This window comes from Pseudundibacterium arcticum (assembly GCF_042646465.1).
Taxonomy (GTDB): Bacteria; Pseudomonadota; Gammaproteobacteria; order Burkholderiales; family Burkholderiaceae_D; genus Undibacterium_A; species Undibacterium_A arcticum.
The window spans coordinates 1-25,888 of sequence record NZ_JBHRTP010000019.1 but is presented as its reverse complement, the minus strand read 5'-3'; the positions used below and the strand labels follow the sequence as shown (position 1 = coordinate 25,888).

Genomic DNA, 25,888 nt, shown 5'->3' with positions numbered 1-25,888 from the left:
AAACAACGCAGTATCACGATGAGTATATCTACGAGTTAATGCCGCCCTGCAGCAATTGATCGAGAAACCGGTATAGCCGTGGGTCGTCGGCATAGGCCACGTTGAAGCGCAGCCAGGGGCTGGCGCGGTTTTCCACGCTGAACAGTCGACCCGGTGCCAGCATGATGTCGGCGCGCGCGGCCAGCCGCGCCGCTTGGTCGGAATCGAGCTGTCCCAGGCTGGCCCATGCAAACAAGCCGCCGGTCGGGCGATGAAACAGCGTCAGGCCGGAATTGGTCAGCGCATCACCCACCTGCTGCTGCGCGCGGCCCAGCCGTTCACGCAGGCGCGCCAGGTGCGAGCGATGGCGGCCATCCGTCAGGATCGCATGCACGATCTGCTCGTTCAGCTCGGAACTGGTCAGTCCGAGCGCCATCTTGATATGCGCCAGGGGTCGCGCGATCGCGGCATTGCAGACCAGGAAGCCGACCCGCAGACTGGGCGATATCGTCTTCGAAAAGCTGCCGATATACAGCACCCGACCCAATTGGTCGAGGCTGGCCAGGCTGGGTGTCGACGTCTGCTGCAAGTCGGCGAAAATGTCATCCTCGACGATGTAAAAATCGTGCTGATCGGCGCTGCGCAGGATGCGGTGCGCGGCGTGCGGGTTGCAACTGGTGCCGGTCGGATTGTGCAGCGTGGTATTGGTGAAAAACGCGCGCGGCTGATGGCGCGCCGCCAATTCTTCCAGCGCCACCGGATCCGGGCCGTTGGGCGTGCGCGGCACCCCGACTGCCTGCACCCCGGACAGCCGCAACAAGGGCAGCAGATTGGCATAGGCCGGATCGTCGACCAGCACCACGTCGCCCGGATGCAGCAGATATTGACAAGCCAGACTCAGCGCCTGACTGGCGCCGGCGGTCAGCAGGATTTGCTCCGGCGTCGCCTCGATGCCGCGCGCCGCCAGTACGTCCTGCAAGTGACGGCGCAGCGGCATATAACCATAAGGATTGCCGTAGCGCACCAGCGGCGCCACCGGTTTGCGCGACAGCGCGGTCAGGCCGTGCTTGATGCCGTCGGTGTCGAGCCAGCTTTCCGGCAACCAGCCGCAGCCGGCCTTGACGATGGATTGCGTATCCTCGAACACATATTGCAGCAGCCACGATTCATCGACCGGTGCGTCGGCCAGCGAAAACGCCTCGCCCGGCACCAAACGGGCCGCTCGCGTCGGCCGGGTGGCGACGAAATAACCGCTGGCGCGGCGCGCCTCGATCAGGCCCTCCGCCACCAGCCGGTTATAGGCATTGGTCACGGTCAAGGTGCTGACCGCGCAGCTATCGGCCAACTTGCGCACCGACGGCAGGCGCATGCCGGAGTTCCATGTGCCATCCTCGATACGCAGCCTGACGGCTGCGATCAGTTGCGCGACCAGTGACAGGTTCGCATGACGCTCCAGTTCGATGGGTGTGGCCACTGTATTACTCCAATGATAAGTACAGTTATAGCGACAATCGACACAACTGCATATATACAATGGCTCCATTCTCGCTTAAATTGAGCCCCATCACAATGCCCTCGCCAGCTAGGCGTATAGTCAATTGAATGCCCACCGGAGAAGCCCCATGAACGATAGCGTGAATTCTGCCCACATGGCCCCAGCTAGCACATCAGCGGGCGCATCACCGACCGCATCCCCGACGACGACCAGCCTCGATCATTACTGGATGCCGTTTACTGCCAACCGCTATTTCAAGACGCATCCAAAACTGGTCACCAAGGCCGAAGGCTCCTACGTGACGTTTGCCGACGGCCGCAAGGCATTCGACTGCCTGTCCGGCCTGTGGTGCAGCCCGCTCGGCCACGCCCATCCAAAGCTGGTGGAAACCGTCAAGCGGCAGGCCGAGACAGTTGATTTTTGCGCGCCGTTCCAGATTGCCAATCCATGGGCGCACCAGCTGGCCGGCAAGATTGCCGGCATGGCGCCGGCCGGCATGAATCGCGTGTTCTTCACCAACTCCGGCTCGGAAGCGGTCGATACCGCGCTGAAAATCGCGATGGCCTATCACCGGCTGCGCGGCGAGGCCGGCCGCACCCGCTTCATCGGCCGCGAGCGCGGCTATCACGGCGTCGGTTTCGGCGGCATCTCGGTCGGCGGCCTGGGCCCGAATCGCAAGATGTTTTCGCCGCTGACGCTGCCTGGCGTCGATCACCTGCCGCACACGCATAACCTGAAGGAAATGGCCTTCACCCGCGGTCAGCCGACTTGGGGCGCCCACCTGGCCGACGAGCTGGAAAGAATCGTCGCATTGCATGATGCGTCCAACATCGCGGCCGTGATTGTCGAGCCGTTCGCCGGCTCGACCGGGATCCTGGTGCCGCCGGTCGGGTATCTGCAAAGGCTGCGCGAGATCTGCACCAAGCACGGCATCCTGCTCATTTTCGACGAAGTCATTAGCGGCTTCGGCCGCCTCGGCAGCAATTTCGGCGCCCAGCATTATGGCGTCACGCCGGACCTGATGACCTTCGCCAAGCAGGTCACCAACGGCGTGATCCCGATGGGCGGCGTGATCGCGAAGCAGGAAATCTACGACACCTTCATGACCGGTCCCGAGCATGCGATCGAGTTCTCCCACGGTTACACCTACTCCGGCCACCCGATGGCGGCCGCAGTCGGGCTGACCGTGCTCGACCTGATGCAACAGGACGGCCTGATCCAGCGCGCGGCCGAGATGGCGCCGGTGATCGAGGACGCCTTTCATTCGCTCAAGGGCGAACCCGGCATCCTCGACATCCGCAACGCCGGGTTGTCGGCGGCGGTCGAGCTGGAACCGATCGCCGGCAAGCCGGGCCTGCGCGCGCTGAACCTGTTCGAAGCGGCGATCGACGAGGGCCAGCTGTTCCGGGCGGCCGGCGATACGCTGGCGGTAGCGCCGCCGTATCTGGTCAGCAAGGATGAGATCGGCCGCATGGTCGACACCATTCGCAAGCTGGTGCGGAAGTGTTGATGACGCAACCAAGTCATTTGTCGCTCCAGCTCTTCGACAGGCTCAGGATAAACCGGCCTGCGGCCACGCTGGAGCCCAGCGTCGTCAACACTAGATGCAACGATGCGAGAGCCAACGGCACTGGGTCCCAGCTTTCGCTGGGACGACTCACTAAATTTCAACTGTCACTGAACAATCGAGGTAACCCATGATCGCCAACCCATCAATACTGCACGCCGAACCGACCATGCTGGCACACTGGATCGGCGGCAGACTGGTCGCCGGCACCTCCGGTCGCCATAGCGATGTCTACAACCCGAGCGAAGGCAAGGTCTGCGCGCATCTGCCGCTGGCCAGCGAGGACGAAGTCGATGCCGCAGTGCAAAGCGCCAAGGCGGCGCTGCCCGCCTGGGCCGCCACCACGCCGCTGCGCCGCGCCCGCATCATGTTCAAGTTCAAGGATTTGCTGGAACAGAACGCCAACCAGATCGCCGCGATCATCTCGCGCGAACACGGCAAGGTACTGTCGGATGCGCACGGTGAGCTGCAGCGCGGCATCGAGGTGGTCGAATTTGCCTGCGGCGCACCGCAGCTGCTGAAAACCGAGTTCGCCGAAAACGTCGGCGGCGGCATCGACAGCTATTCGCTGCGCCAGCCGGTCGGCGTCTGCGCCGGCATCACGCCATTCAATTTCCCGTCGATGGTACCGCTGTGGATGTTCCCGATGGCGATCGTCTGCGGCAACACCTATGTGCTGAAACCGTCCGAGCGCGATCCGTCCACCGCGCTGTTCCTGGCCGAACTGTTCAAGCAGGCCGGCCTGCCGGATGGCGTGCTGAACGTCGTCAACGGCGACAAGACCGCGGTCGACGCGCTGCTGTCGCACACCGACGTGAAGGCGATCGCCTTCGTCGGCTCGACCCCGATCGCCAGTTATGTATATACCACCGGCACCGCCCACGGCAAGCGGGTACAGGCTTTCGGCGGCGCCAAGAATCACATGGTGGTGATGCCCGATGCCGACGCCGAGATGGCGGCCGATGCCTTGCTCGGCGCTGCCTATGGCTCCGCCGGTGAGCGCTGCATGGCGATCTCGGTCGCGGTCTTCGTCGGCGACAAGATTGCCGACGACGTGATCGCACGTGTACGACGGAAAATTGCCGGCATGAAGGTCGGCACCTCTACCACCGCCGGCGCCGAAATGGGCCCGCTGATCAATGGCCCGCACCGCGACAAGGTCAAGGGCTACATCGACAGCGGCGTCGATCAGGGCGCTCAACTGCTGGTCGACGGCCGCGAGTTCAGCGTCGCCGGCGCCGAGAACGGCTACTTCGTCGGCCCGACCCTGTTCGATCATGCCAACACCGACATGAAGATCTATCAGGAAGAAATCTTCGGCCCGGTGCTGACCTGCATGCGGGTGCCGACCTTCGACGCCGCAGTCAAGCTGATCAACGACCACCAGTACGGCAACGGCACCGCGATCTTCACGCGCGACGGCGACACCGCGCGCGCCTTTGCCCATGGCATCGAGGTCGGCATGGTCGGCATCAACGTGCCGATCCCGGTGCCGGTCGCCTACCACAGCTTCGGTGGCTGGAAGGCCTCGATCTTCGGCGACCACGCGATGTACGGGCCGGATAGCATACGCTTCTATACCCGCCTGAAAACCATCACGCAGCGTTGGCCTTCGGGCATCCGCGCCGGCGCGGAATTTGTGATGCCGACCAATAAATAGTCTCCATTATTGCTGCCGGTCACGGATGGCACCGCCCACGAGGCGGCTGCGGCTGTGCCCGGCTTCTTTCGTCCCGGTCTCCGGCGTGCGCGCTGCGAGAGCCGAGTCGATTTTGCGGCGCGCTTTGCCAACGGCCCTCACCTGCGCATTCCGATCAGCGATGTCGCGCGTGCCGCGTGTGCTCCCTCGATTCGTATGCGAAAATAAAGCAACGCGTCAGGCGCATATTACGCAGTTGCCGCTCGTACTCATGCCTTCCCCGCACCCGGATAGTGTTCATCTGATTTGCCGGGTCGGATTATCATTCCTATGCTGAACATTTGCGGCCAGCAAGCAAACAGTTCTATCCAGCGCATATGAAAAGTCGCTACTTACTTGGAATTTGTGCACTTCTGTTCAGCGGTTTCGTCCATGCGACGGAGCTGACCGCCGTCACGGAAATGCTGCCACCATTGAACTATGAAGAACAAGGCGTGGTGACCGGGTACTCGACCGAGTTGCTGCAGGCGGTACTGCAAACCGCCGGTCTGAGCGCGCCGATCAGCATACTGCCCTGGGCCCGCGCCTACCAGACCGCGCAGACGCAACCGAACACCATCATTTATTCGATCGTCAGGACCGCCGAGCGCGAACCCTTGTTCGACTGGATCGGCCCGATCAGCAAGCGGCAGATTTTCCTGTTCAAGCTGCGCGCACGCAAGGACGTTGAAGTCAGCACCTTGTCGGATGCCCGCAAGTACCGGATCGGCGCGGTCCGCGAGATGGCCGCTACCCAGCAATTGATCAAACAGGGATTTAATCCAGAAGAAAGCCTGGATCTCGCGCCGACCGACGAGTCCAATGTCAAGAAGCTGTTCCTGAACCGCGTCGATCTGATCGTGGCACTCGACTGGTCGGCGTATTTTCTGGCGAAACAGAACGGTCATTCCGTCACCGAACTGGAGCCGGTACTGCTGCTCGACAATAGTCATGCCTACTATTTCGGCTTGAATAAGCAAAGCGATGCGGCGCTGACCGGCAAGCTGAATCAGGCGTTTGAACAAGTGCGGGCGTCCGGGCAGATGGATAAACTGAAAAGCAAATACGTGCGGGATTGAGCGAGTTGGGTGCGCACGGCGCACCCTACGCTTGCGGTCCGGCACCGCGCACCAGCGTACCAAGCAGGCGCTACAGGTGCCGGAGCTGGAAGGCTTGCTGAAACTCGATGACGGCGGCATCCACATCCAGAATCTGCACGGGTTGCGCAAGTTCCGCACCTGAGCTTGCAGGCGCCGCGGCGCCAGCGCTTACAGCAGGTGCATCTGTCTGGCCGCTGCGGTCAGTTCGGCACGGAAATCCGGATGGGCAATCGCGATCAGTTCCTGGGCGCGCTGTTTCGCCGTCTTTCCGCGCAGCTGCGCGACACCGAATTCGGTGACGGCGTAGTTGATGTCGTTCTTGCTGGTGCTCATGTGGGTGCCGGGCGTGAGCGTCGGTACGATGCGCGTAATGCTGTCGTCCTTGCAGGTCGACGGCAGCACGATGAACGCTTTGCCGCCGCGCGAACGGTTGGCGGCGCGCACGAAATCGACCTGGCCGCCGGTGCCAGAATACGGCAGGTAGCCGAGGCTTTCGGAGCCGCACTGGCCGAGCAGATCGATCTGCAGCGTGGCATTGATCGCCACCAGCTTGTCATTTTTCGCCGCCAGATAGGGGTCGTTGGTAAAGTCGACCGGGTGTATTTCGAGGGCCGGGTTGCGTTCCATGAACTGGTACAGTTTTTTCGAGCCGAGCGCAAAAGTGGCGATCATTTTCCCCGGCATATAGGTCTTTTTGCGGTTGGTGACGGCGCCGCTGTCGACCAGCGTCAGGATGCCATCGCCGATCATCTCGGTATGGATGCCCAGGTCGTGCTTGCTGGTCAGTTGCATCACCACCGCATCCGGGATGCCGCCGTAGCCGATCTGCAGCGTCGAGCCGTCCTCGATCATGTCGGCGACATATTTGCCGATCGCTACCTGCACCGGGCCGATTGTCGGCAAGCCCACCTCCAGCACCGGCTCGCTGCTTTCGACTAGCGCCGTCACTTGCGAAATATGCACATGGCAATTGCCGTTGGCGAACGGCACGTTCGGGTTCACTTCGAGCACCACCGCGCGCGCGTTGGCGACCGCTGCCATCGTGTAATCGGCACCCAGGCTGAGCGAAAAATAGCCGTACGAATCCATCGTCGACGCCATCGAAAACACGACGTCGGCCGGAATCTGGCCACGCTCGATCATGCTTGGCATTTCCGAGAAATAGCTCGGGATGAAATCGATCCAGCCGTTCTGGCCGCCGGCGCGCGAGGCAGCGCCAAAGAAAAATGCGACATGGCGCACATGGTCGACCGTATCCGGGTCGATGTAGCCATATTTGCGCATCGGCAGAATCTGCGCCACCTTCACATCATGGAAGCGGCGCCGCTGTTCCGACAGCGCTGTCAGCAGAGTCGGCGGCTCGCCGACACCGGTTGGAACAATGATGAAGTCGCCGTTTTGTACATGGCCGATCGCGTCTTCTGCGGTGGCCCGCTTTTGTTGGTAGAGGTCCAGGACTGACATGCTGCGCTACGCTCCCTATCTGGTGGTACGTCGATGTGCATCCTGCAGCCGGGCATTGCAGTCGAAGCAGGGTGGTACGCGCACTCGTGTTGATGACATGTAAATAGTACCTCACCCTGCCGTCTGAATAATTCACGAGTTCGGTATCGGCTACTTTGATAAGCATCATGCACGGACGAGAAGATGGTTGTATTATTTAATATGGGATGGGAGGTGTCCACGAAACTGTGATGCATCGTTCATTCCATTGGGAAAATGCAGCAATGATTTCCTAGCTGGAAAGGATTGTCTCAGCAAATTTCTGATCATCTCCGGTAACGAAAGGAGGTTGATGATGGCTAGTAATTTAATGCGGTTCGATCCATTCGGCGACATCGCGCGCGCCGAACCATTTCATAATATTGAAGACTTGTTTAAGGATTTTGGTATGTTCCCGACGTTGCGTAACCTTGAATCGCAACAGAGAATTCGGATGGATGTTTCCGAAACAGACGACGCTTATATGGTGAAAGCAGAAATGCCTGGCGTCAAAAAGGATGACATCAAGGTCTCCATTAATGGCAATCAAGTTTCCATTAGTGCAGAGGTGAAGGAACTAAAAGAGGATAAACAGAACGGGACCGTGGTGCGAAGTGAACGTTATTACGGACAACAGCAACGTACTTTTACGCTGGCCCAGGAAGTCGATGACGCCCGCGCAGAAGCGAAGTATCAGGACGGCGTGCTCGAATTGTTACTGCCGAAAAAACCGGAAACGGGTGGCAAACAAATTGCCATTCATTAAGCCAATTTGAGCGTTCCGAGACAGCCCCGGTTGCATATCGGGGCACGCCTTTTGCGACACACGGCGCAACAGACAACCAAAAGCCCGCACTCTCATTGCAAAGAAGGCGGGCTTTTACAATTATTCAAATTTCAACAAGCCACTGTGGACCGTACCGGAACGAGCTGGCACTGGACCCAAGTCATTTCCCCTGCCGCGTGTGATCTATGCGATACATGCGCTGATGTGGTGTCACTATAGAAGGGAAGTACTCATGAAGATCGCGATTATTGGAGTCACTGGACGCGCCGGCTCGCGCATTGCCGCAGAAGCCCTTCGCCGCGGTCACAGTGTCACGGGCTTTGTCCGTTCACCAGAAAAAGCCGATGTGCCTGAAGGCGTGACTGTGCACAAAACTGATGCCACGCAACCGGAACAGCTGACCCCGTGTCTGCGCGGTCACGACGCTGTTATCAGCGCGGCCACGTTTCAAGTGCTAAAGGCGGCCCCACTGCTACAGGCTGTCAAAGCATCCGGCGTGAAGCGCTTGCTTGTCGTAGGGGGTGCTGCGAGCCTGGAAGTCGCTCCGGGAACTCTCCTGCTGGACAGCCCGACTTTCCCCGATGCGTACAAGGTGGAAGCCGTCCCGGGCAAGCAATTCCTCGATGACCTGCGCTCCGAAACGGAGCTCGACTGGACCTTCCTATCCCCTCCTGCAATGTTTACGCCGGGCGAGCGTACCGGCAAGTTCCGCGTTGGCCAGGACCAGTTGCTGTCAGATGACAGCGGTCAAAGTCGTATCTCGATGGAAGACTACGCTGTCGCCATGCTCGACGAACTTGAGCACCCGCAACACGTCCGCCAGCGCTTCACGGTCGCCTATTGAGAATAAAAAAGGATTGAACATTGAGCAGCACGGTCAATGAAGCAATGGAAAGTCCGCGGCCGTAAGGCTGCGAACTGGTGATAACCGTGAGCACCATGAATCGGCCTATTGAACGGCCTATTGAATGGCCTATTGAACGGCCAATTACTTGGCCGGCGCAGGAGTCGCAGCGGAAACCGTAGCTGCTTGCACTTTCTGTTCGGCAGCTTTTTTGTTGGCGAGGTGTCGCCCCACGACACAACCACCAACCGCGCCAGCCACAGCATGATGGCCGGCGTAATGCCCGCCAACCGCACCTACCGCTGCACCTTTCAAACAGCCTTTAGCATTGGCCAATCCAGACGCGCCAGCCAGTGCGACTGCGCATAGCATTACAGTAACGATTTTCGATTTCATGGTTTTCCTTTAAGAAATGATGACGACGATGTCTGCCGGACATCCATTAACGCCAGAAGCACAACGAATGGTTGACGACGTTTTGACGACGTTACAAAAAAGAGAGCCTAGCCTGATAGATGAGTTGAGTTACAACTACTTACGCTTGATACAGCTTTCGTACGGGCGGGTCGATGGATCGGACGTTAATCTCTCCATACGCCACATTGACGGCGGCAACTCGGAGCAAAAAATGGAAATGAATCAAACGTCGAATCGCATCCACCCTTTGATGGCAGGTGCTGCAGCGTCAGTCATGCTGGTCAGCTTGGTTGGTGCAGCCGCAATCATTGGCGTGCTGCCGAATTCGCACAGCACCGTCGCACCGATGGCATCTGCTGCACCGACTGCTGTTGCGGCAACAGCCAACGTTCCGGCAGTTGCCGCAACGCCTTACCAGTACGCTGCGCAGGCCCCGGCTGTGGTGACCCCGGTTGTGCATCACAAACATGTCACGCATCATGCGGCCACGGTTTATTCCCAAGCTGCGCCGTCCACACAATACGCGCAAGCCTCTTCGAATGATAGTCAGCCGTATCCGCAGCCCGTGCCACAACCAATCCAGCAACCAATTCAGCCGCCAGCCGCGCAACATAGTACGGTGGGCATTGCGACCGGCGCCGTGCTTGGCGGCCTACTTGGCAACCAAGTTGGCGGCGGAAACGGACGCACGCTTGCGACCATCGCGGCTGCAGTTGGCGGCGGTTACTTGGGCGACGTAGTTGGCAAGAAATACGGTTACTAAAATTCGAATATTATGGAAAAACATGCGCGAATCTGGCGCACCATGCCGATTGATTTGTGCGGGCACAGACTTGCCGGTGTCGGTTCGTTCGACTGATGATTAAAGCGTGCTGGTAGTGAGCCTCGCGGCCACTTCGCCGAATTTAACCGTGAGGAAGTCGGCAATGCGTTGCTGGGTTGCTTCGAGGTAGGGGATGTTGCCATGGTCGGAGCCAAGGATGGTTTCGTCCTGTGGAGGCGTCGTCAAGGTGGCTACCAACAAGTCGGTGTGCGAGGCGGGCACCACGTCATCCGTGGCTGCGCGAATGATAAAGGTCGGGGCGGATAACAATGGCGCATGTTTGACTGAGTCGAACCGATGCTGGAGAACGAAACCTGGTACGGACGGGAAGCGACGCTTGGCAAGAGCCAGCAGCGAGTCGTAAGGCGTAATCAATACAACGGCTGCCACTGGCCGGCTTACAGCAATCTGTACTGCCACGCCCGAGCCAAGACTGCGTCCGACTACGGCGATTTGTCCCGCAGTGATATGGCGGTGCTTGGCTAACCAGTCAAAAAGCATGTGAGCGTCTTCCACCATTTGACGCTCGCCCGGAATACCTTCCGAGTCGCCATAGCCTCGGTAATTAATTGCAAGAACTGTCATGTTGGGAAACATGCGCCACGCATCACGCGCCACCCAGGAAACTTCCTCCGAACGACCTCCGAAATACACTACGGCTGGATGGGGGCCGGGCGTGCGCGGCGTCAACAACCATCCTGAGAGTCGTGTGCCATCGGTGCTGCGCAACACGACAGGTCGGGTCCGATGTCCGGCGCTACGCGGACGCTCGACTTCTTTGGCGCGCATTGGCTTGAAAATCAGCTGACGTTGGCCTATAGCGACTATGGTGGTAAAAGTCAGCCATGCCAAGGCAACAGCGCCGCCCATGCCAGTCATTTTTCTGTATTTGATAGGTTTCATAACAATTGCAATTGCCGGTCGTACTCAGCTCCTACGTATGGTGCGGACAATCAGTGTTAACGTATTGTAACGGCTGAATTTGCTCGCCGTCTCTTTAATGTTGTTACCGCGAATGTAGCATCTGAAATTACCCACATATTGTGTGGATAACTGGCGCGGACAATGGCAAACAGACACCACAAACAGAAAAGGACCCGAAGGTCCTTTTGTGTTCCGTCACCGGAGCGAATTATTTTTCCTCTTAACCTGATGATCATGTCGATGCAGGCAACGAACTGCATGGATAACACCTATCCCTCACAGCAACTCTATCGATCAGTTTTTATGCCTTCTGGGAATCCGTTTAGAATGGGTTAGGCCTATTTATTGGCAGGTCAGGCAGGTCACGTGTGAAGGAGGCGGCCACCGCCGAATGACCAGTTTTCCCACGATGTTTCCTTGAAGCAGACCATGACGTGCTCTGTGTCGAAGCCGGCATCAGCCAGAATTTTCATGAGTGCTTCGAGGAACTTCTTCTTCACTTTGACGCTGCGGCCTACTGACCAAAGTATTTCAATGAGAACGAAGTCATTGGTGCGCTCTGTCTTTAGATCAGGGTAGCTCGGGTCGAAGCAGAAGTCATCGGCGTCAAGCTCGATGACCCGCTGGAACTTGTCTGTGAGCGGGACGCCGGAGGAGACCAGCGCGGCATGTACAGCGTCGAGCACGGTGGTTTTGAACCGGCTCGGCTTCGGTTTGCGGACGGTAATCGTGACGAGAGGCATGGCTGCTCCTGAAGTGCCTAGCTTGTTTATAAATTGCCAAGCGCCAATTTAACATGGGAAAGTAGCAAGCCGACACCACAAAAACAAAAAGGACCCGAGGGTCCTTTTTAAATTTCCGTCACTGGAGCGAAGCATTTTTATTCTTCGCCTCCGGATGGCGACGAGGCAGCGTCCGCCTAATTCCAGGGCATCATCACCGCAGGCACCTCGCAGACGGCGTCGACCGGTATCGTCTTGAAGTCCACAGGGCTCACGATTTCCAAGTATTCCATGTCTTCGGAATAGTCGAACAGATAGTGCTTGATCCCCGGCCTCTGGTGAACGCAGTCGCCGGCGGCGACCAGGGTTTCCTTGTCCTCGTACATGAAACGCGCCCACCCTTTCAGCATGAACACGATATGGAAGTCCGCCTCGTGACGGTGCCAACCGGTGCCTTGCTTCGGCGCAATGTTTGCCTTGACGAGTTGCGCGAGAACCCGGCCGCCGGTGGCCGCAGCGATGCCGAGATCTTTGTAGAGGAAGAAATCACGCAGGCCGTTGCCCAAGTATTGCGTATCTTGCGGCCGGACGTGCGAAAACTTGGAGAGGGGAGAGTCCGACATGGCGAAGCTCCTTATTGGCGTGCATCGATCTATTTAAGCACGAAACCATTCCTCAGGCGTGCTCATATCGCCGTTTCGATGAGGTTGCCGAAGCCGTCGAGAGGCCCGGCTCTGGTTCTGTTGCAACGTTCTCGACTGACCGTTCAAAAGACGCGAATGCAAGTGCACCTCACGCTCCAACCGGTTGATCAAAGTTGCCCTTCATACTTGAATCTGCGCGTGTTTTTTAACGGGTCCTCGCACGCCCATACCGACCAGACCGGATGCGCGTCAAAAGGAAGCAGTGATAATCTTTCCTACCTTCCCCATCGATTGGAATAACGCCATATCCGACCGCACGCTGGACTTAGACGATACTCTGTATCAATACCTGTTGGATGTGTCCCTGCGTGAACATCCGGTCCTGGCCGAACTGCATGCGGTCACGCACAAGCACCCGCTCGCTCGCATGCAGATGACCGGCAGCTCGTGGCCGATTTCCGCCGGTCGCAGTTGTTCGAAAATAGATCTTGAGCGTAGAACTGATTCGACATCCTCTGTCCGATCAAATCATGTTTACTATAGTTAAAATCGGCCGCAGTTTGCGGATCTGCCCCCCGTTCAAATAGGCTCGACCAGGTGCGCATCGTGTATCTTGTAACCGTTCACGTCGCGGCTCACTTGGTGCCATTCAAACGCTTCCTCGCCAAGTGAATTTTCCCGAGCAATGCTTTCGGCTTGCTCGTAGCTGAAGGACAGGTCCATTTCAAGTCTTTGTTGTGCCGAAAGCCGATAAATCCGGAGGTTTAGACTGATAACGGGGGATATGCGACGAAATCCTTGTGGGACGGGTTCGTTGCAAGCCTGAGTGTTTTATCCGAGCTCAGCCACCAGTTGTGGCACGATCTCGAACAAATCGCCGACGATGCCGTAATCCGCGACCGAGAAGATCGGCGCTTCTTCATCCTTGTTGATGGCGACGATGGTTTTCGAATCCTTCATGCCGGCCAAATGCTGGATCGCGCCGGAAATGCCGACCGCGATATACAGCCGCGGCGCGACGATCTTGCCGGTCTGGCCGACTTGCCAGTCGTTCGGCACAAAACCGGCATCGACCGCCGCACGGGACGCGCCCATCGCAGCGCCGAGCTTGTCGGCCAAGGACTCCAATATCTTGAAATTTTCCGCCGAACCCAGGCCGCGCCCGCTGGAAACGATGACTTTGGCCGCCGTCAGTTCAGGCCGATCCGACTTGGCCAGTTCGCGCGAGACAAACGCCGACTTGGCGAAATCGGCTGCCGCGCTGATGTTCTCGACCACCGCCGTACCGCCGCCGGCCGCCGCATTGAAGCCGGTGGTCCGGACGGTGATGACCTTGATCGCATCGACCGACTGCACGGTGGCAATGGCGTTACCGGCATAGATCGGACGCTCGAAGGTGTCCGGGCTGTCGACTTTGACGATTTCGGAAATCTGGCCGACATCGAGCCGGGCGGCGACGCGTGGCAGGATGTTCTTGCCGTAGGCGGTAGCCGGCGCCAGGATGTGGCTGTAGCTGGCGTCCAGCGCCAATACTTGTTCGGCGACGTTTTCAGCCAGGCCGTCGGCAAAATACGCAGCGTCGGCGACCAGGACCTTGGTGACGCCGGCGGCTTGCGCAGCAGCCTGCGCAGCCGCGCCGCAGTCTTTGCCGGCAACCAGTACGTGGACTTCGCCGCCGCATTGTGTCGCAGCGGTGATGGTGTTGAGGGTGCTGCCCTTGAGGCTGGCATTATCGTGTTCAGCTATGACGAGAGCGGTCATGGTATCTCCTGATGATGAGGTGTTGCGGTCGCCTGCAAGTGCGTGCGGCGGACCGCTGTATCTGTTTGGTGGTAAGAGTGGTCGCGGATCAAATGACTTTGGCTTCGCCACGCAGCTTGGCCACCAGCGTGGCGACGTCCGGCACCTTGATCCCGGCGCTGCGTTTTGCAGGCTCGACCACTTTCAGGGCCTTCAGGCGCGGCGTGACATCGACGCCCAGATCGGCCGGCTTGAACACATCCAGGGTTTTCTTCTTGGCTTTCATGATGTTCGGCAGCGTCACGTAACGCGGCTCGTTCAGGCGCAAGTCGGTGGTGATGATCGCCGGCAGCGTCAGCGCCAGGGTTTCCAGGCCGCCGTCGACTTCGCGCGTGACGGTGACTTTGCCCTCTTCCAGCACGACCTTGGAGGCGAAGGTCGCTTGCGGCCAGCCCAGCAATGCGGCCAGCATCTGGCCGGTCTGGTTGCAATCGTCGTCGATCGCCTGCTTGCCCAGGATGATCAGTTGCGGTTGCTCTTTCTCCGCAATCGCCTGCAACAGCTTGGCTACCGCCAGCGGTTGCAAATCGGCGTCGGACTCGACCAGGATGGCGCGATCGGCACCGATCGCCATCGCGGTGCGCAGCGTTTCCTGGCACTGGCGCCGCAGGAAATCGCCACCACCTCGGTGACCTTGCCGCCTTCTTTCAGGCGCGTGGCTTCTTCCACCGCAATCTCATCAAACGGATTCATCGACATTTTGACGTTAGCAATATCTACATCGCTGCCGTCCGACTTGACCCGCACCTTGACGTTGTAGTCGACTACACGTTTGACTGGAACTAAAATTTTCATCTGTTTCAGTCTCTTTCTCAATAGTGATTCTTAATACAATGGCCTCGTTACCCAAAACGCCCTTGTCATTCGGATTTGGAATCAAATCCTTCCATCCAGAGACACCGCCCCCAACATAACGAGTGCGTTTTCTCTTTTGCAATTATTCAAGCAACTTGCTGGTGTATTGCTCGAAAAATTTCCATGTCTCATCACCATATTTCATACGAAGGTATTAGGAGGACGGTGCAAACCGTTTGAGCATGTATGAGTAGGCTAGCGATTGCAATAACGCTACCGCACTTCCCGCGAGTACCTCACCGACCCGCAATAAGCCGAAATGCAGTTCCTGCCTCAGCTCGCTACCGGAAGCCGCGGCAGACATCACAATAACCACGGTGGCAGGACCTAGTCGCCAGTTTGATGGATAGCTTTCCAATAGCATGGCGACTAGCATCGCTACAGTCAGAGCCGTTAGGATTGAAAAAAGGCCGGTGCCGAAGACGATAAGTGCCAAGCCAGCTGCCATGCTGCCGCTAATAGTATTAATCAAACGTGCGTTGAAATTCGCCTTGGCTATTTTGACATCGGGTTCGGTAACGATAATCAACGAGATCATGGCCCAGTATGGATCGGCAACGCCGAGGGCGTGCAGTCCAAACCAGAGCATCACCGATCCAGTGATGATCTTAACAATGTACACCAGCGCGTTTTTTCTTGGACTAACGAAGTGAAATGCCATTGGATGATGGTGAAATAAATTTCAATAAATCTGGTTGATCACAGTGGAGTGATTGCCCGACATTTTTCTACCACGGGTGCACAGGCGGCATGGTGCGAATACACTTCGCCGGCCCCAAGTTTGCCGCCCTTAACATCGACATAGTCCATCACTCAACGGACTGGATCGCGTATTGATCCAGTATCCAAATAGCACGACTTATTTATAAAAAAGATTTGGAAGCCATAAGGTGATTTGCGGCAAGTATGTGATCACAACAAGGAAGACCAGCATCGTCAGCAGCCACGGCATGACCGCCTTCGTCAATTCCGTAATCCCCATTTTGGTAATGCTTGAGGCGACATACAGATTTAAGCCAACCGGTGGATGACACATGCCGACCTCCATGTTGACGATCATCATGATGCCGAAATGTATCGGATTGATACCAAGCTTAGCGGCAACCGGGATGAGAATCGGCGCCATGATCAAAATGATCGAAGACGGCTCCATCACATTGCCGGCTACTAATAACAGTACGTTGACGACAAGCAGGAAGCCTACGGTACCCAATCCCATATGCAGAATAATCTCCGTCAGCGCCTGAGGAACATTCTCGGACGTCATGAGGAAAGAGAACAGAGTTGCATTCGTGATGATATAGAGCAGCATGGCTGACATTGCGGCCGAATCGAGCAATACCTTGGGCACGCCCTTCATGGTCATGTCTTTATAGACAAAAATGGATACCAGGAAGGCGTACACCGCACTCATGGCAGCAGCTTCCGTTGCGGTAAATATGCCGCTGAAAATACCGCCGATGACGATCACCACCAGAAATAGTCCCCACGCACAATCGCGAAATGCATCCCAACGTTCGCGCCAGCTGGCCTTGGGCAAACGTGGGTAATTATTCTTCCGCGCGATATTCCACGTCGTCAGGCAAAGCATCGCGGTGAGGATAATGCCCGGGATCAGGCCAGCGATAAATAGCGCCCCAATTGAAGTGTTGGTTGAGACCGCATAAATCACCTTGATAACCGATGGCAGCATCAAAATGCCGAGTGCTCCGGAGGTTGCAATCACGCCGGCACCAAACTTCCTCGGAAACCCCTGCTTGACCATTTCCGGCAATACGACAGAACCGATCGCAGCCACTGTTGCCACGCTTGAGCCGCATACCGATGCGAACAACGCGCAGCCAATGACGCCGGCCAGGCCGATACCGCCATGCCAGTGGCCAACCATCGTCGTCGCAAATTTGATCATTCGCTTTGCGACACCGCCATGCGTCAAAAAGGTGCCCGCCAGAAGGAAGAACGGAATCGCCATGATCTCGAAGTTCTCGATGCCAGTGAATAATTTCAATGCCACCGATTCGATCGGCACATGGGTCATCGTGAACAAGAAGGTCAATACGGTCAAGCCGAGCGAAATCGAGATCGGCATGCCGGTCAACATTAATGCAAACAACAGTACGAAGATAATCAGGGCATTCATGCCTTGGCCCCTATGTGTTCTAAATCGGCAGCGTCTTCGACACCATCAACATGCGCGTGATCATGCTTCGGAAGTTCGCCGTTTTTGACGAATTGCCATGTCACTTGCAAGAAACGGAACGACATCAGGTACGAACCGAGTGGCACTGCCAGATACACAATCCACATGGGAATTTCGAGGTCGGCGGAAACCGCATCTGTGTGGGCTATTCCCCATACAAATCTTGCCCCCAACGTACCGATGACGCCGGTAAAAATGGCACCGGCCAAAAGACCGAAAATAATGAATTTATTGCGCCACGGCGTGCTCAATTTATTGATCAAGACATCTACACCGACGTGGATACCGACACGCACCCCATAGGCGGCACCGAATTTCGCCATCCACACAAACATGTAGATGCATAGCTCTTGCGCCCAGCTGGAGTTGATTTTGATAAGCTCATCCTGGACCCAGGGAATCGGCAGTCCCGATGCATAGCGATGCACCACGGCAAGGAAAATAAGAAAGGTTGCCATTGCCATCAACGATGCAATCAGCCACTCTTCCAAATGATCGAGGTATTTCATGGAATCTCCATATAAATCGAGGGGGTAAGAAGCGCCAATCACAGCTTCTGAAATAATCTCGGATATGCATCCGACCAGGCAGGCGCTTTGGCCTGCAAGGCCGCATATCTAATTAGGTGACCTGATTATTTATTTGTACCCCTGCATTGCCGCTTCCTTGTTAACTGCTGCGATCAAATCCTTTCCGATACGCCCTTCCATCTGTTTCTGCACCGGCAGCAGCGCTTTGCGCCAGTCCGCTTTTTCTGCGTCACTTAGTTTGTAGATCGTGGTTTTTCCGGATTTGCGGATAGCTTCCAGCGCCTTCTCGTTATCTTGTTGCGCAACGGCATTGGCGTACTTGGTCGCGTCCCTCATCGCTGCTTCAAGCGCGGTCCGAATATCGGCAGGCAAACCATCCCAAAATTTCTTGTTAACCACGACCGCATAGCCGATATAGCCATGGCCGGAAGTTGTCAGATATTTTTGTACTTCGTACATTTTCTGTGTGTAGATATTGGACGGTGTATTCTCCCCTCCATCGACCACGCCGGATTGTAGAGCCTGGTAAACCTCGGAAAATGGAAGCACTTGCGGATTTGCACCCAGTGTGCGCATCTGCGCGTCCAACACTTTAGACGACTGAATCCGCATCTTCAGCCCTTTGAAATCAGCAGTGGTCTTGAGTGGCTTGTTGGCCGACATCACCTTAAAGCCGTTATCCCAATATGCCAGGCCAGTGATGCCTTTCGGTTCCAATTTCTTGAACAGCTCCTTGCCGATCGGCCCCTCGGTCACACGCGTGAGCACTGCATTGCTCGGGAAGATGTACGGCAGGTCAAACACCTCGAATTCCCTGATGCCGAGCGGCCCGAACTTCGACAGCGAGGGTGCGAGCATCTGTACCGCGCCCATTTGCAGCGCTTCCAATTCTTCCTTGTCCTTGTAGAGCTGACTGTTTGGGTAAACCTCCACCTTGACACGACCATTGGTGGCTTTTTCAGCCAATTCCTTAAACCGCTGAGCACCCTGTCCCTTTGGGGTGTCTTGGGCAACGACGTGACTGAATTTAATCACGATAGGGGCTTGGGCGAACACATTGGTGCACACAATGGCAGTGCAAGAAAGTGCGAGTAGCAGGGTTTTCAGTTTCATTCATGTCTCCAGATAAGTGAAAGTAATAGGTTTTTTGAATTTCCCCCGTCGAAGCTTTTTATGGATTGAATATCTTCTTGGGACGGAGGAAATTATTTTTGTGTATCCGGCATGACGCCTTGTACAAAAGAATTCCAGCGTTCCGATTCGTCCAGGATTTCCTGCGCCTTGTGTATCACCGGTCGGTCGACCATCTTGCCGTCGACGGCGACTGCGGCACCTTGTGCTGTCGAAGCGGCCTCCAACACGCGCCTGGCCCAGGCAACATCGCTTTTGTTGGGGCTGAAACCCTCGTTCACCTGACCGACCTGCTTGGGATGGATGCAGAGTTTTGCGCCGAAGCCTAGGCGGCGGGCGCGCAGCGTGTCGCTGCGAAGTTGTTCGTGGTCATCGATCGCCGTGCTGACTCCATCCACCGGCGCCTGAATCCCGGCAATGCGGGAAACCAGAACCAGTTGCGAACGGAAATACAGCAATTCTTCATTGTCGCCGTTAATGCCGAGATCGAGTTGGAAGTCAATCGAGCCGAACACCAATCGTTGCACCCGGGGCGCTTGCGACAGTGCCTTCACATTCCAGAAACCTTGCGCACTTTCAATCAGCGGCAAAATAAAAGCTGCACCGGCGCGCTCGACCGACGCGATGTCGTCCACCCGCTCGGCCTTAGGCAGGACGATGCCGGCGACGCCCGGCAGCCGACACAGCGCCAAGTCGTCGTGGAACCATTCAGTGTCTGCGCTGTTGATACGAATCAGCGCCGGCTTGTCGATTGCAAGCCACGCCGCAACCGAGGCTCTTGCTGCCGCCTTTTCTGCAGGCGGAACAGCATCTTCCAAATCAACGATTACCGCACCGGCACCGGCTGCGCAGGCCTTGCCAAAACGCTCAGGACGGTTGCCGGGAACGAACAGATAGGAACGAGGAGTTAAAGGTTGCACAATAGTCTTTCAAAAACTACGCCAAGAATCGCTCAATCTTGTTAATTTTCGCGACCTGCCATATTTGCTCAAATACCGCATGCATTTCTGCGGCGGTGGCCGCGCCACTGAAGTGCGCCAGCCGCAACGCCTTCTGTTCCAGTTCGGCGCGCGTCAAGGTATTGCCCGGATCCCCTTTGGGCTCCTCGACGCGACCGTGCAACATGCGACCATCAACGGTTTCCACCGTCACCTTGCCAATCCAGCGCGCCGGATACGCCCGATCCACTTCGGTGTCGAGCGCCATCTGGACTTTGTCCCGAAATGCAGCGATACGGGCATCGTTGTAGTAAGCGTCGAATTCTTTCATTCCAGCACAGTGGAACTGCGCAATTAACCCCAGCACCGTACCCATCGAGAACTTCGCCTGATGCACAGTCTGTGGCTTGAGCACCGGACCAAGCACATCGATGGCTCCCTGATGCACGTATGCAGTCACGCGGGCAATCTGCTCAGGGACCAAGTCGTGCACGCTGATCACTTGCAGCAAGGCGTCCGCCGCCGGATGGGTATGACGGCAGGAAGCATGGTATTTGAACGAGGTTTCCGCCAGGGCCCAGCGCTCTCCCAAACGATCGGTGAGCTTGGCCGGATCGGCATCGCTGGACATGCCGGCGGCCATGCCCTGCGCCCCTTCGAGGATGCGTCTGGCACCTGTGAACCCCTGCCCCGCAAGATACGCCGACATCAGACCGTCAGCTGCTGCCTTGGCGGTGTGCAGTTGCTTCGAATCGGCGGCGTCGCGCAAAAACTCCCACAGCCCCGCAGCCTGTGTTCCGGCGGAACCGAATGCATTCAGCAGCTGCTCCGGGGTCAATTCCAATAGGCGGCCGACCGCTGCAGCCGACGCGACCGTGCCGGCAGTACCGGTGGTATGAAATATTTTGTAATGCGAGCGGCCAAGAAACTCGCCCACGCGTATGCCTACTTCATATCCCGCCACTGCCGCCGTGAGCAAATCGCGCCCGGAGCTGCCAAGGGACTGGGCCACGGCGAGCACCGCTGGAAAGACGACAGCGCCGGGATGAAATACGGAACCATTGTGCACATCGTCTTGTTCTGCAAAATGCGATGAAGCCGCGTTGACCATGGCGGCAAACAGAGGCGTGGTCTGGCGACGCGAAATCAGCACCTCAGATGCGCCGGTAGCCGGCCCCATCTGCTGGGCAAACCAGTCGATCGTTTCCACCGGCCTGCCACCCTTGCCGGCAAGGGTGGAGCCGAACCAGTCGAGAAACAAGTCTTCGGCGCGCCGGATGACCGGTTCCGGAATATCGTCGAAGCGCAGGTTTGCTGCAAAACTGGCCAGGGTTTGACTCGGATGATCAATCATGGAGATTATTTCCTTTATTTATTGACTAGACGGCATTCTGTAAACGCAGGCGGGCCACGGTGTCATTGGCATATCCGAGTTCCGCCAGAATCGCATCGGTATGCTGACCCAGCGCGGGGACGGCATCCATACGCGGAGTGTAGGTATTCGGAACGCCAGGTGGCAGCAGCGCCGGAATTTTCCCTGCAGGCGTATCGACTTCCATCCACCGTTGGCGCGATTTTAATTGCGCGTGCTCCCATAGATCGTGCATATCATTCATGCGCGCGTTGGCGATCTGTGCGGCGTCAAGCCTCTCGACCACCTGCTCTGCCGTCAGCCCTGCAAACGCTTCGACGATGATTGCGCGCAGCTCCAGACGGGCCGCCGTCCGACGCGAATTAGAAGAAAAGCGCGGGTCGGTTGTAAGCTCCGGCTGCTGCAGCACCTTGCCGCAAAAGACTTCCCATTCCCGTTCATTTTGCAGTCCCAGCATCACCGTCTTGCCGTCTCCCGCAGTGAATGGGCCATAGGGATAAATCGTTGCATGAGAAGCCCCGGCACGCGGTGGCGGCACGGCGCCATCCATCGCGTAGTACAGTGGATAGCTCATCCATTCGACCATGCTTTCCAGCATCGATACATCGATGTTGCACCCCTGGCCGGTCTTACCCCGTTGGATCAGCGCGGCAAGGATATTTGTATAGGCATACATCCCGGCTGCAATGTCGGCAATCGAGCACCCGGCCTTGGCAGGCTCGTCAGAGGAGCCGGTGATAGAAAGAAAGCCCGATTCGCTCTGAATCAGCAAGTCATAGGCTTTCTTGTCCCGATAAGGACCATCCGCGCCGTATCCGGAAATATCGCATACGATCAATCCGGGAAATTTTTCCCGTAATGATTCGTACGACAAGCCAAGGCGAGCGGCCGCGCCGGGTGCCAGGTTTTGCACCAGCACGTCGGCGCTCTCCAACAGCTTCGTTAAAATAGTGTTCGCTTCCTGATGCTTGACATCGAGTGTCAGGCTCTCTTTTGAACGATTTGTCCAGACGAAGTGCGATGCCAGCCCCCGCACGCGTTCGTCATAGGAGCGGGCAAAATCACCGACTCCAGGTCGTTCGACCTTGATTACGCGTGCGCCGAGATCGGCCAGTTGTCGCGTGCAGAACGGCGCGGCAATCGCATGTTCAAGGGTGACTACGGTAATACCGTCAAGAGGACGCATGGCCGGCTCCCTCAGAAAGACCGCGGCAGCCCGAGCAAATGCTCGGCCACGTAGGAGAAAATCAGGTTGGTGGAGATCGGCGCTACCTGATACAGCCGTGTCTCGCGGAATTTGCGCTCAATGTCATATTCGTTGGCGAAGCCGAATCCGCCATGCGTCTGCATGCAGACGTTGGCGGCTTCCCACGAGGCCTTGGCGGCGAGATACTTCGCCATGTTGGCCTGCGCCCCACACGGTTGTTGGGCATCGAACAATTCGCAGGCCTTGAAACGCATCAGGTTGGCCGCCTCGATTTCGATAAAAGCATCGGCAATCGGGAATTGCACTCCCTGGTTCTTGCCGATGGGGCGGTCGAACACAATGCGTTCATTTGCGTACTTAGTGGCGCGTTCGATGAACCAGTAACCATCACCGATGCACTCGGCGGCGATCAGCGTGCGCTCGGCATTCAAACCATCGAGGATGTATTTGAAGCCCTTGCCCTCTTCACCGATCAGGTTCTCCTCGGGAATTTCCAGATTGTCGAAAAACAGCTCGTTGGTTTCGTGATTGACCAGATTAGGAATCGGCCGCACCGTGAGTCCATTACCGATCGCCGCGTGCAAATCAACGATGAAAATCGACATCCCCTCGGATTTCTTTTTCACCTCGCTCAACGGCGTGGTGCGTGCCAGCAGGATCATCAGGTCCGAGTGCTGAACACGGGAAATCCAGACTTTCTGGCCATTGACCAGGTAGCGACCGTCCTTCTTCACGGCGGAGGTCTTGATCTTGGTAGTGTCGGTGCCAGTGGTCGGCTCGGTGACCGCCATGGACTGGATGCGCAACTTGCCGGCAGCGATCGCAGGCAGGTATTTATCCTTCTGGGCCTTGCTGCCGTTGCGCAGCAAAGTACTCATGTTGTACATCTGGCCATGCACGGCGCCGGAATTGCCGCCGGAACGGTTGATTTCCTCCATGATGACGGATGCTGCCGTCAAACCCAGGCCGGAGCCGCCATACTCCTCGGGAATCATGGCCGAGAGCCAGCCGGCGCCCATCAGCACATCGACAAAGGCCTCGGGGTAAGCGCGCTGCTCGTCGATCTTGCGAAAATATTCATCTGGGAACTGGGTGCACAAGCTGCGGATCGCGTCACGGATTTCCTGATGTTCATGTTCGTCAGGTGTGTTGAGCATGGGGTCTCCTGGTCTTTCTTTGGGTAATGGGTGCCGGTTATCTATATGGTTCACGCCAACGTGGCGCGGGCTTCCATCGTGAGTGCGCCGCCGGTATCGCGCGTCCATAGGTGGACGGTTTTGCCGTCTTCATTTGGCGCGCCACATACAGCGAATTCTTCGGTGTCGAACAGCGGCTTCGCGGCACGGAAGGAAAAGTCGCTAATTGTTGCTTCCGGACACTCGCGGCGCAGCAGATCGATCAACAGCGTGGCGATCAGCGGACCATGTACCACCAGTCCGGGATAACCCTCGACTTCGGTCACATAACTGCGGTCGTAGTGGATGCGGTGGCTGTTGAAAGTCAGCGCCGAGTAGCGGAATAGCTGCACGGGGCCGGGCCTGACCGTCCGTTCCCACGCTGCATCAAGCGGCGCGGGCTTGACCGCCGGGGGCTGTGCGCCGGGCTCGGCCGCTTCGCGGTAGACAATGTCGTGTTCTTCGCTTAGCGCCAGACCATGCGTATTGCTAAACGTGTGCTCCACCCGCACGAACACCAGGTCACCGCTGCGCCCCGCCTTGTGTTCGACGCTGAGCACGCGCGATTCGCGCTGGACGGTTTCGCCGACACGCAAGGGGTGGTGAAAGCGAAAGCGGCTTCCAGCCCACATGCGGCGCGGCAACGGTACCGGCGGCAAGAATCCACCCCGTTCGGCATGACCATCGGGCCCGACCTCGGACATCCGGTGGATAGGCAGAAAGTACAGCCAATGCCATAGCGGCGGCAGAGGCGAGCCATCGACGAAAGGCGGATCCTTGCGATCCAGGGTCGCCGAGAGCGCATTGGCCGGGAACGCCGCCAGTCGCTCGACACGGCCCTCGGATTTGCCGACCCATTGCTGTAAATGCGCGATGTCTACCTTCATGATCCCCCCCTGTCTTCGATGGCATAAAATATATCAGCGGGATAGCGTTCACTGAATCCGTATCTAGTGAAGACATCGTTCGGAATACCTGAACGCTCTCTGATACACTGGCGAGCAAGTAAAGGAATACCACCATGCACTTCGATCTCGCCGACCTGCGCCTATTCGTCCATATCGCCGAAGCGCAAAACCTGACCAAGGGGGCCGGCCGGGCCTGCCTGTCGCCGGCGGCAGCCAGCGCTCGGCTCAAGGCGCTCGAGGGTCAACTTGGCAGCCGCCTGTTCTACCGTGACAGCCGCGGGGTGGAGTTGACTTCGGCAGGCGAAACTTTGCTGCGGCATGCGCGCGTGATCCTGCGCCAGGTCGAGCATCTGAAGAGTGAATTTGCCGCGTATGGGGCCGACGCAGTCGGTTCTATGCGCATCTTCGCCAACACTACGGCAGTGACGGAGTTCATGCCCGAGGTGCTTGCGCATTTCCTGTCTACGCGCCCCGGCGTGACGGTCGACTTGCAAGAACGTTTGACGCGCGATATCGTGCGCGGGGTGGTGGATGGTTCGAGCGATTTCGGCATTGTCTCAGGGCCGGTGCCGGACGTCGGTTTGCAGGTGCTGCATTTCAGTACCGACCGACTGGTGATGGTCACACCGGTCGGCCATCCACTTAGTGAACAAAGCAGCATCGCCTTCAGCGACACGCTCGATTATGAGCAAATCAGCTTGCATGAAGGCAGCACGCTGCATGCTTTCCTGCGTGATCTGATTGAGCAGCACGGCCGCCCCCTGACGCTGCGCGTCCAGGTCCGCAGCTTCGAGGCAATGTGCAGGATGATCGAGGCCGGCGTCGGTGTCGGCTTGCTCCCGGAGTCAGCCGCATTGCGCCATCGGAAAACCATGCGCTTGCATATTGTCGAACTGCGCGATGCGTGGGCAGTCCGGGAGCGTAGTATTCTTGTGCGAGACCTGGAAGCGCTGCCCGGCTGCGCTCGCGCACTTATCTCGGAGCTGATGCTCTCGGGTTCGGGCGGGAGCGAGCACGTATCCTTGCCAGGTTCGGATCACTCCTCGCTGTTGCCGACCTAGGCTTCACACACTTCCATCGTTACCTGCAAGAACTTATCAATGTCCTCAGCTGAATTGCAGTGCAGCGGCGAAACCCTGACGGCACCATCCATACTCAACGATTCAAGCATCCTCTTTGAATACAGGCTAGCCGCCACTCTTTCATAGACGATAACACCCCCTCTTTTCATATTCCCTGACCGCTTGGGTATAACCTAGTGTAGTGTTGCATTCTTGATGCTTCGTATTGAAATTCCGCACTTGAAAGGC

General features: G+C 57.4%; 25 protein-coding genes and 1 pseudogene. 8 read left to right on the top strand and 18 right to left on the bottom strand.

Going from position 1 to position 25,888, the window contains the following annotated elements:
• Positions 1-28: 28 nt before the first annotated feature.
• Positions 29-1,453 carry an aminotransferase-like domain-containing protein gene (locus tag ACFOFO_RS07355; protein ID WP_390322708.1) on the bottom strand — a complete coding sequence of 475 codons (1,425 nt, stop codon included), beginning with the start codon at positions 1,451-1,453 and terminating at the stop codon, positions 29-31.
• 175 nt (positions 1,454-1,628) lie between these two features.
• Between ACFOFO_RS07355 and aptA the strand changes: the two genes are divergently transcribed.
• From aptA to ACFOFO_RS07335, 4 genes are all read left to right on the top strand, one after another.
• Positions 1,629-2,984, top strand: coding sequence for an omega-aminotransferase AptA (gene aptA, locus ACFOFO_RS07350; RefSeq protein ID WP_390327894.1), 1,356 nt, complete (start codon positions 1,629-1,631; stop codon positions 2,982-2,984).
• 187 nt (positions 2,985-3,171) lie between these two features.
• A complete protein-coding gene (locus ACFOFO_RS07345; protein ID WP_390322707.1) occupies positions 3,172-4,701 on the top strand; it encodes a CoA-acylating methylmalonate-semialdehyde dehydrogenase in 1,530 nt (509 codons plus the stop codon).
• Between the two features lie 356 nt (positions 4,702-5,057).
• Positions 5,058-5,798 (top strand): substrate-binding periplasmic protein, encoded by a 741-nt coding sequence (locus tag ACFOFO_RS07340; protein WP_390322706.1) that lies wholly within the window; start codon positions 5,058-5,060, stop codon positions 5,796-5,798.
• Between the two features lie 31 nt (positions 5,799-5,829).
• The gene (locus ACFOFO_RS07335) at positions 5,830-5,961 is read left to right on the top strand and encodes a hypothetical protein (protein ID WP_390322705.1); all 132 of its coding nucleotides are present in this window, start codon (positions 5,830-5,832) and stop codon (positions 5,959-5,961) included.
• Positions 5,962-5,987: 26 nt separating this feature from the next.
• Here the strand turns inward: ACFOFO_RS07335 and ACFOFO_RS07330 are convergent, their stop codons facing one another.
• Positions 5,988-7,283 carry an acetyl-CoA hydrolase/transferase family protein gene (locus tag ACFOFO_RS07330; RefSeq protein WP_390322704.1) on the bottom strand — a complete coding sequence of 432 codons (1,296 nt, stop codon included), beginning with the start codon at positions 7,281-7,283 and terminating at the stop codon, positions 5,988-5,990.
• A gap of 331 nt (positions 7,284-7,614) precedes the next feature.
• Here ACFOFO_RS07330 and ACFOFO_RS07325 point away from each other — a divergent pair, with 331 nt between their 5' ends.
• Together ACFOFO_RS07325 and ACFOFO_RS07320 are read left to right on the top strand one after the other, a co-directional pair.
• A complete protein-coding gene (locus tag ACFOFO_RS07325; RefSeq protein ID WP_390331269.1) occupies positions 7,615-8,067 on the top strand; it encodes an Hsp20/alpha crystallin family protein in 453 nt (150 codons plus the stop codon).
• 253 nt (positions 8,068-8,320) lie between these two features.
• Positions 8,321-8,932 (top strand): NAD(P)-dependent oxidoreductase, encoded by a 612-nt coding sequence (locus ACFOFO_RS07320; protein ID WP_390331267.1) that lies wholly within the window; start codon positions 8,321-8,323, stop codon positions 8,930-8,932.
• A 144-nt stretch (positions 8,933-9,076) separates the two neighbouring features.
• Here ACFOFO_RS07320 and ACFOFO_RS07315 read toward each other — a convergent pair whose 3' ends face one another.
• Complete coding sequence (locus ACFOFO_RS07315; protein ID WP_390322702.1) at positions 9,077-9,328, bottom strand: hypothetical protein; 252 nt, start codon at positions 9,326-9,328, stop codon at positions 9,077-9,079.
• A 28-nt stretch (positions 9,329-9,356) separates the two neighbouring features.
• On the opposite strand from ACFOFO_RS07315, the gene ACFOFO_RS07310 reads away from it, so the two are divergent.
• Complete coding sequence (locus ACFOFO_RS07310) at positions 9,357-10,112, top strand: hypothetical protein (protein WP_390322701.1); 756 nt, start codon at positions 9,357-9,359, stop codon at positions 10,110-10,112.
• Positions 10,113-10,211: 99 nt separating this feature from the next.
• Here ACFOFO_RS07310 and ACFOFO_RS07305 read toward each other — a convergent pair whose 3' ends face one another.
• The 15 genes and pseudogenes from ACFOFO_RS07305 to ACFOFO_RS07235 all read right to left on the bottom strand — a co-directional run bounded on the left by ACFOFO_RS07305 (position 10,212) and on the right by ACFOFO_RS07235 (position 24,557).
• Positions 10,212-11,075, bottom strand: coding sequence for an alpha/beta hydrolase (locus tag ACFOFO_RS07305; protein ID WP_390322700.1), 864 nt, complete (start codon positions 11,073-11,075; stop codon positions 10,212-10,214).
• 383 nt (positions 11,076-11,458) lie between these two features.
• The gene (locus tag ACFOFO_RS07300) at positions 11,459-11,839 is read right to left on the bottom strand and encodes a tautomerase family protein (protein WP_390331265.1); all 381 of its coding nucleotides are present in this window, start codon (positions 11,837-11,839) and stop codon (positions 11,459-11,461) included.
• 176 nt (positions 11,840-12,015) lie between these two features.
• Positions 12,016-12,441, bottom strand: a complete 426-nt coding sequence (locus ACFOFO_RS07295) for a cupin domain-containing protein (RefSeq protein WP_390322698.1) — start codon at positions 12,439-12,441, stop codon at positions 12,016-12,018.
• A gap of 600 nt (positions 12,442-13,041) precedes the next feature.
• Positions 13,042-13,185: an SOS response-associated peptidase family protein gene (locus tag ACFOFO_RS07290; protein ID WP_390322697.1), complete on the bottom strand. Its 144-nt coding sequence runs from the start codon at positions 13,183-13,185 to the stop codon at positions 13,042-13,044.
• 108 nt (positions 13,186-13,293) lie between these two features.
• Positions 13,294-14,223, bottom strand: coding sequence for an electron transfer flavoprotein subunit alpha/FixB family protein (locus ACFOFO_RS07285; RefSeq protein WP_390322696.1), 930 nt, complete (start codon positions 14,221-14,223; stop codon positions 13,294-13,296).
• Between the two features lie 88 nt (positions 14,224-14,311).
• Positions 14,312-15,057 (bottom strand): annotated as a pseudogene (locus tag ACFOFO_RS07280) (electron transfer flavoprotein subunit beta/FixA family protein).
• Between the two features lie 214 nt (positions 15,058-15,271).
• A complete protein-coding gene (locus ACFOFO_RS07275) occupies positions 15,272-15,778 on the bottom strand; it encodes an FUSC family protein (RefSeq protein WP_390331263.1) in 507 nt (168 codons plus the stop codon).
• A gap of 198 nt (positions 15,779-15,976) precedes the next feature.
• Positions 15,977-17,257, bottom strand: coding sequence for a TRAP transporter large permease (locus ACFOFO_RS07270; RefSeq protein ID WP_390331261.1), 1,281 nt, complete (start codon positions 17,255-17,257; stop codon positions 15,977-15,979).
• Positions 17,254-17,826 (bottom strand): TRAP transporter small permease, encoded by a 573-nt coding sequence (locus tag ACFOFO_RS07265; protein ID WP_390331260.1) that lies wholly within the window; start codon positions 17,824-17,826, stop codon positions 17,254-17,256. Before ACFOFO_RS07265 ends, ACFOFO_RS07270 begins: the two co-directional genes overlap by 4 nt.
• A gap of 129 nt (positions 17,827-17,955) precedes the next feature.
• Positions 17,956-18,960, bottom strand: a complete 1,005-nt coding sequence (locus ACFOFO_RS07260; RefSeq protein WP_390331259.1) for a TRAP transporter substrate-binding protein — start codon at positions 18,958-18,960, stop codon at positions 17,956-17,958.
• A gap of 92 nt (positions 18,961-19,052) precedes the next feature.
• The gene (locus ACFOFO_RS07255; RefSeq protein ID WP_390331258.1) at positions 19,053-19,898 is read right to left on the bottom strand and encodes an HpcH/HpaI aldolase/citrate lyase family protein; all 846 of its coding nucleotides are present in this window, start codon (positions 19,896-19,898) and stop codon (positions 19,053-19,055) included.
• Between the two features lie 16 nt (positions 19,899-19,914).
• Positions 19,915-21,270: an MmgE/PrpD family protein gene (locus ACFOFO_RS07250; protein WP_390331256.1), complete on the bottom strand. Its 1,356-nt coding sequence runs from the start codon at positions 21,268-21,270 to the stop codon at positions 19,915-19,917.
• A 25-nt stretch (positions 21,271-21,295) separates the two neighbouring features.
• Positions 21,296-22,474, bottom strand: a complete 1,179-nt coding sequence (locus ACFOFO_RS07245) for a CaiB/BaiF CoA transferase family protein (RefSeq protein WP_390322693.1) — start codon at positions 22,472-22,474, stop codon at positions 21,296-21,298.
• Between the two features lie 11 nt (positions 22,475-22,485).
• Entirely contained in the window at positions 22,486-23,652 is a 1,167-nt protein-coding gene (locus tag ACFOFO_RS07240; RefSeq protein WP_390331255.1) for an acyl-CoA dehydrogenase family protein, read from the bottom strand.
• A 50-nt stretch (positions 23,653-23,702) separates the two neighbouring features.
• On the bottom strand, positions 23,703-24,557 hold the full coding sequence (locus ACFOFO_RS07235) for an HTD2 family dehydratase (RefSeq protein WP_390322692.1): 855 nt from the start codon (positions 24,555-24,557) through the stop codon (positions 23,703-23,705).
• Between the two features lie 134 nt (positions 24,558-24,691).
• Between ACFOFO_RS07235 and ACFOFO_RS07230 the strand changes: the two genes are divergently transcribed.
• Positions 24,692-25,639, top strand: a complete 948-nt coding sequence (locus ACFOFO_RS07230; RefSeq protein WP_390322691.1) for a LysR family transcriptional regulator — start codon at positions 24,692-24,694, stop codon at positions 25,637-25,639.
• Positions 25,640-25,888: the final 249 nt, after the last annotated feature.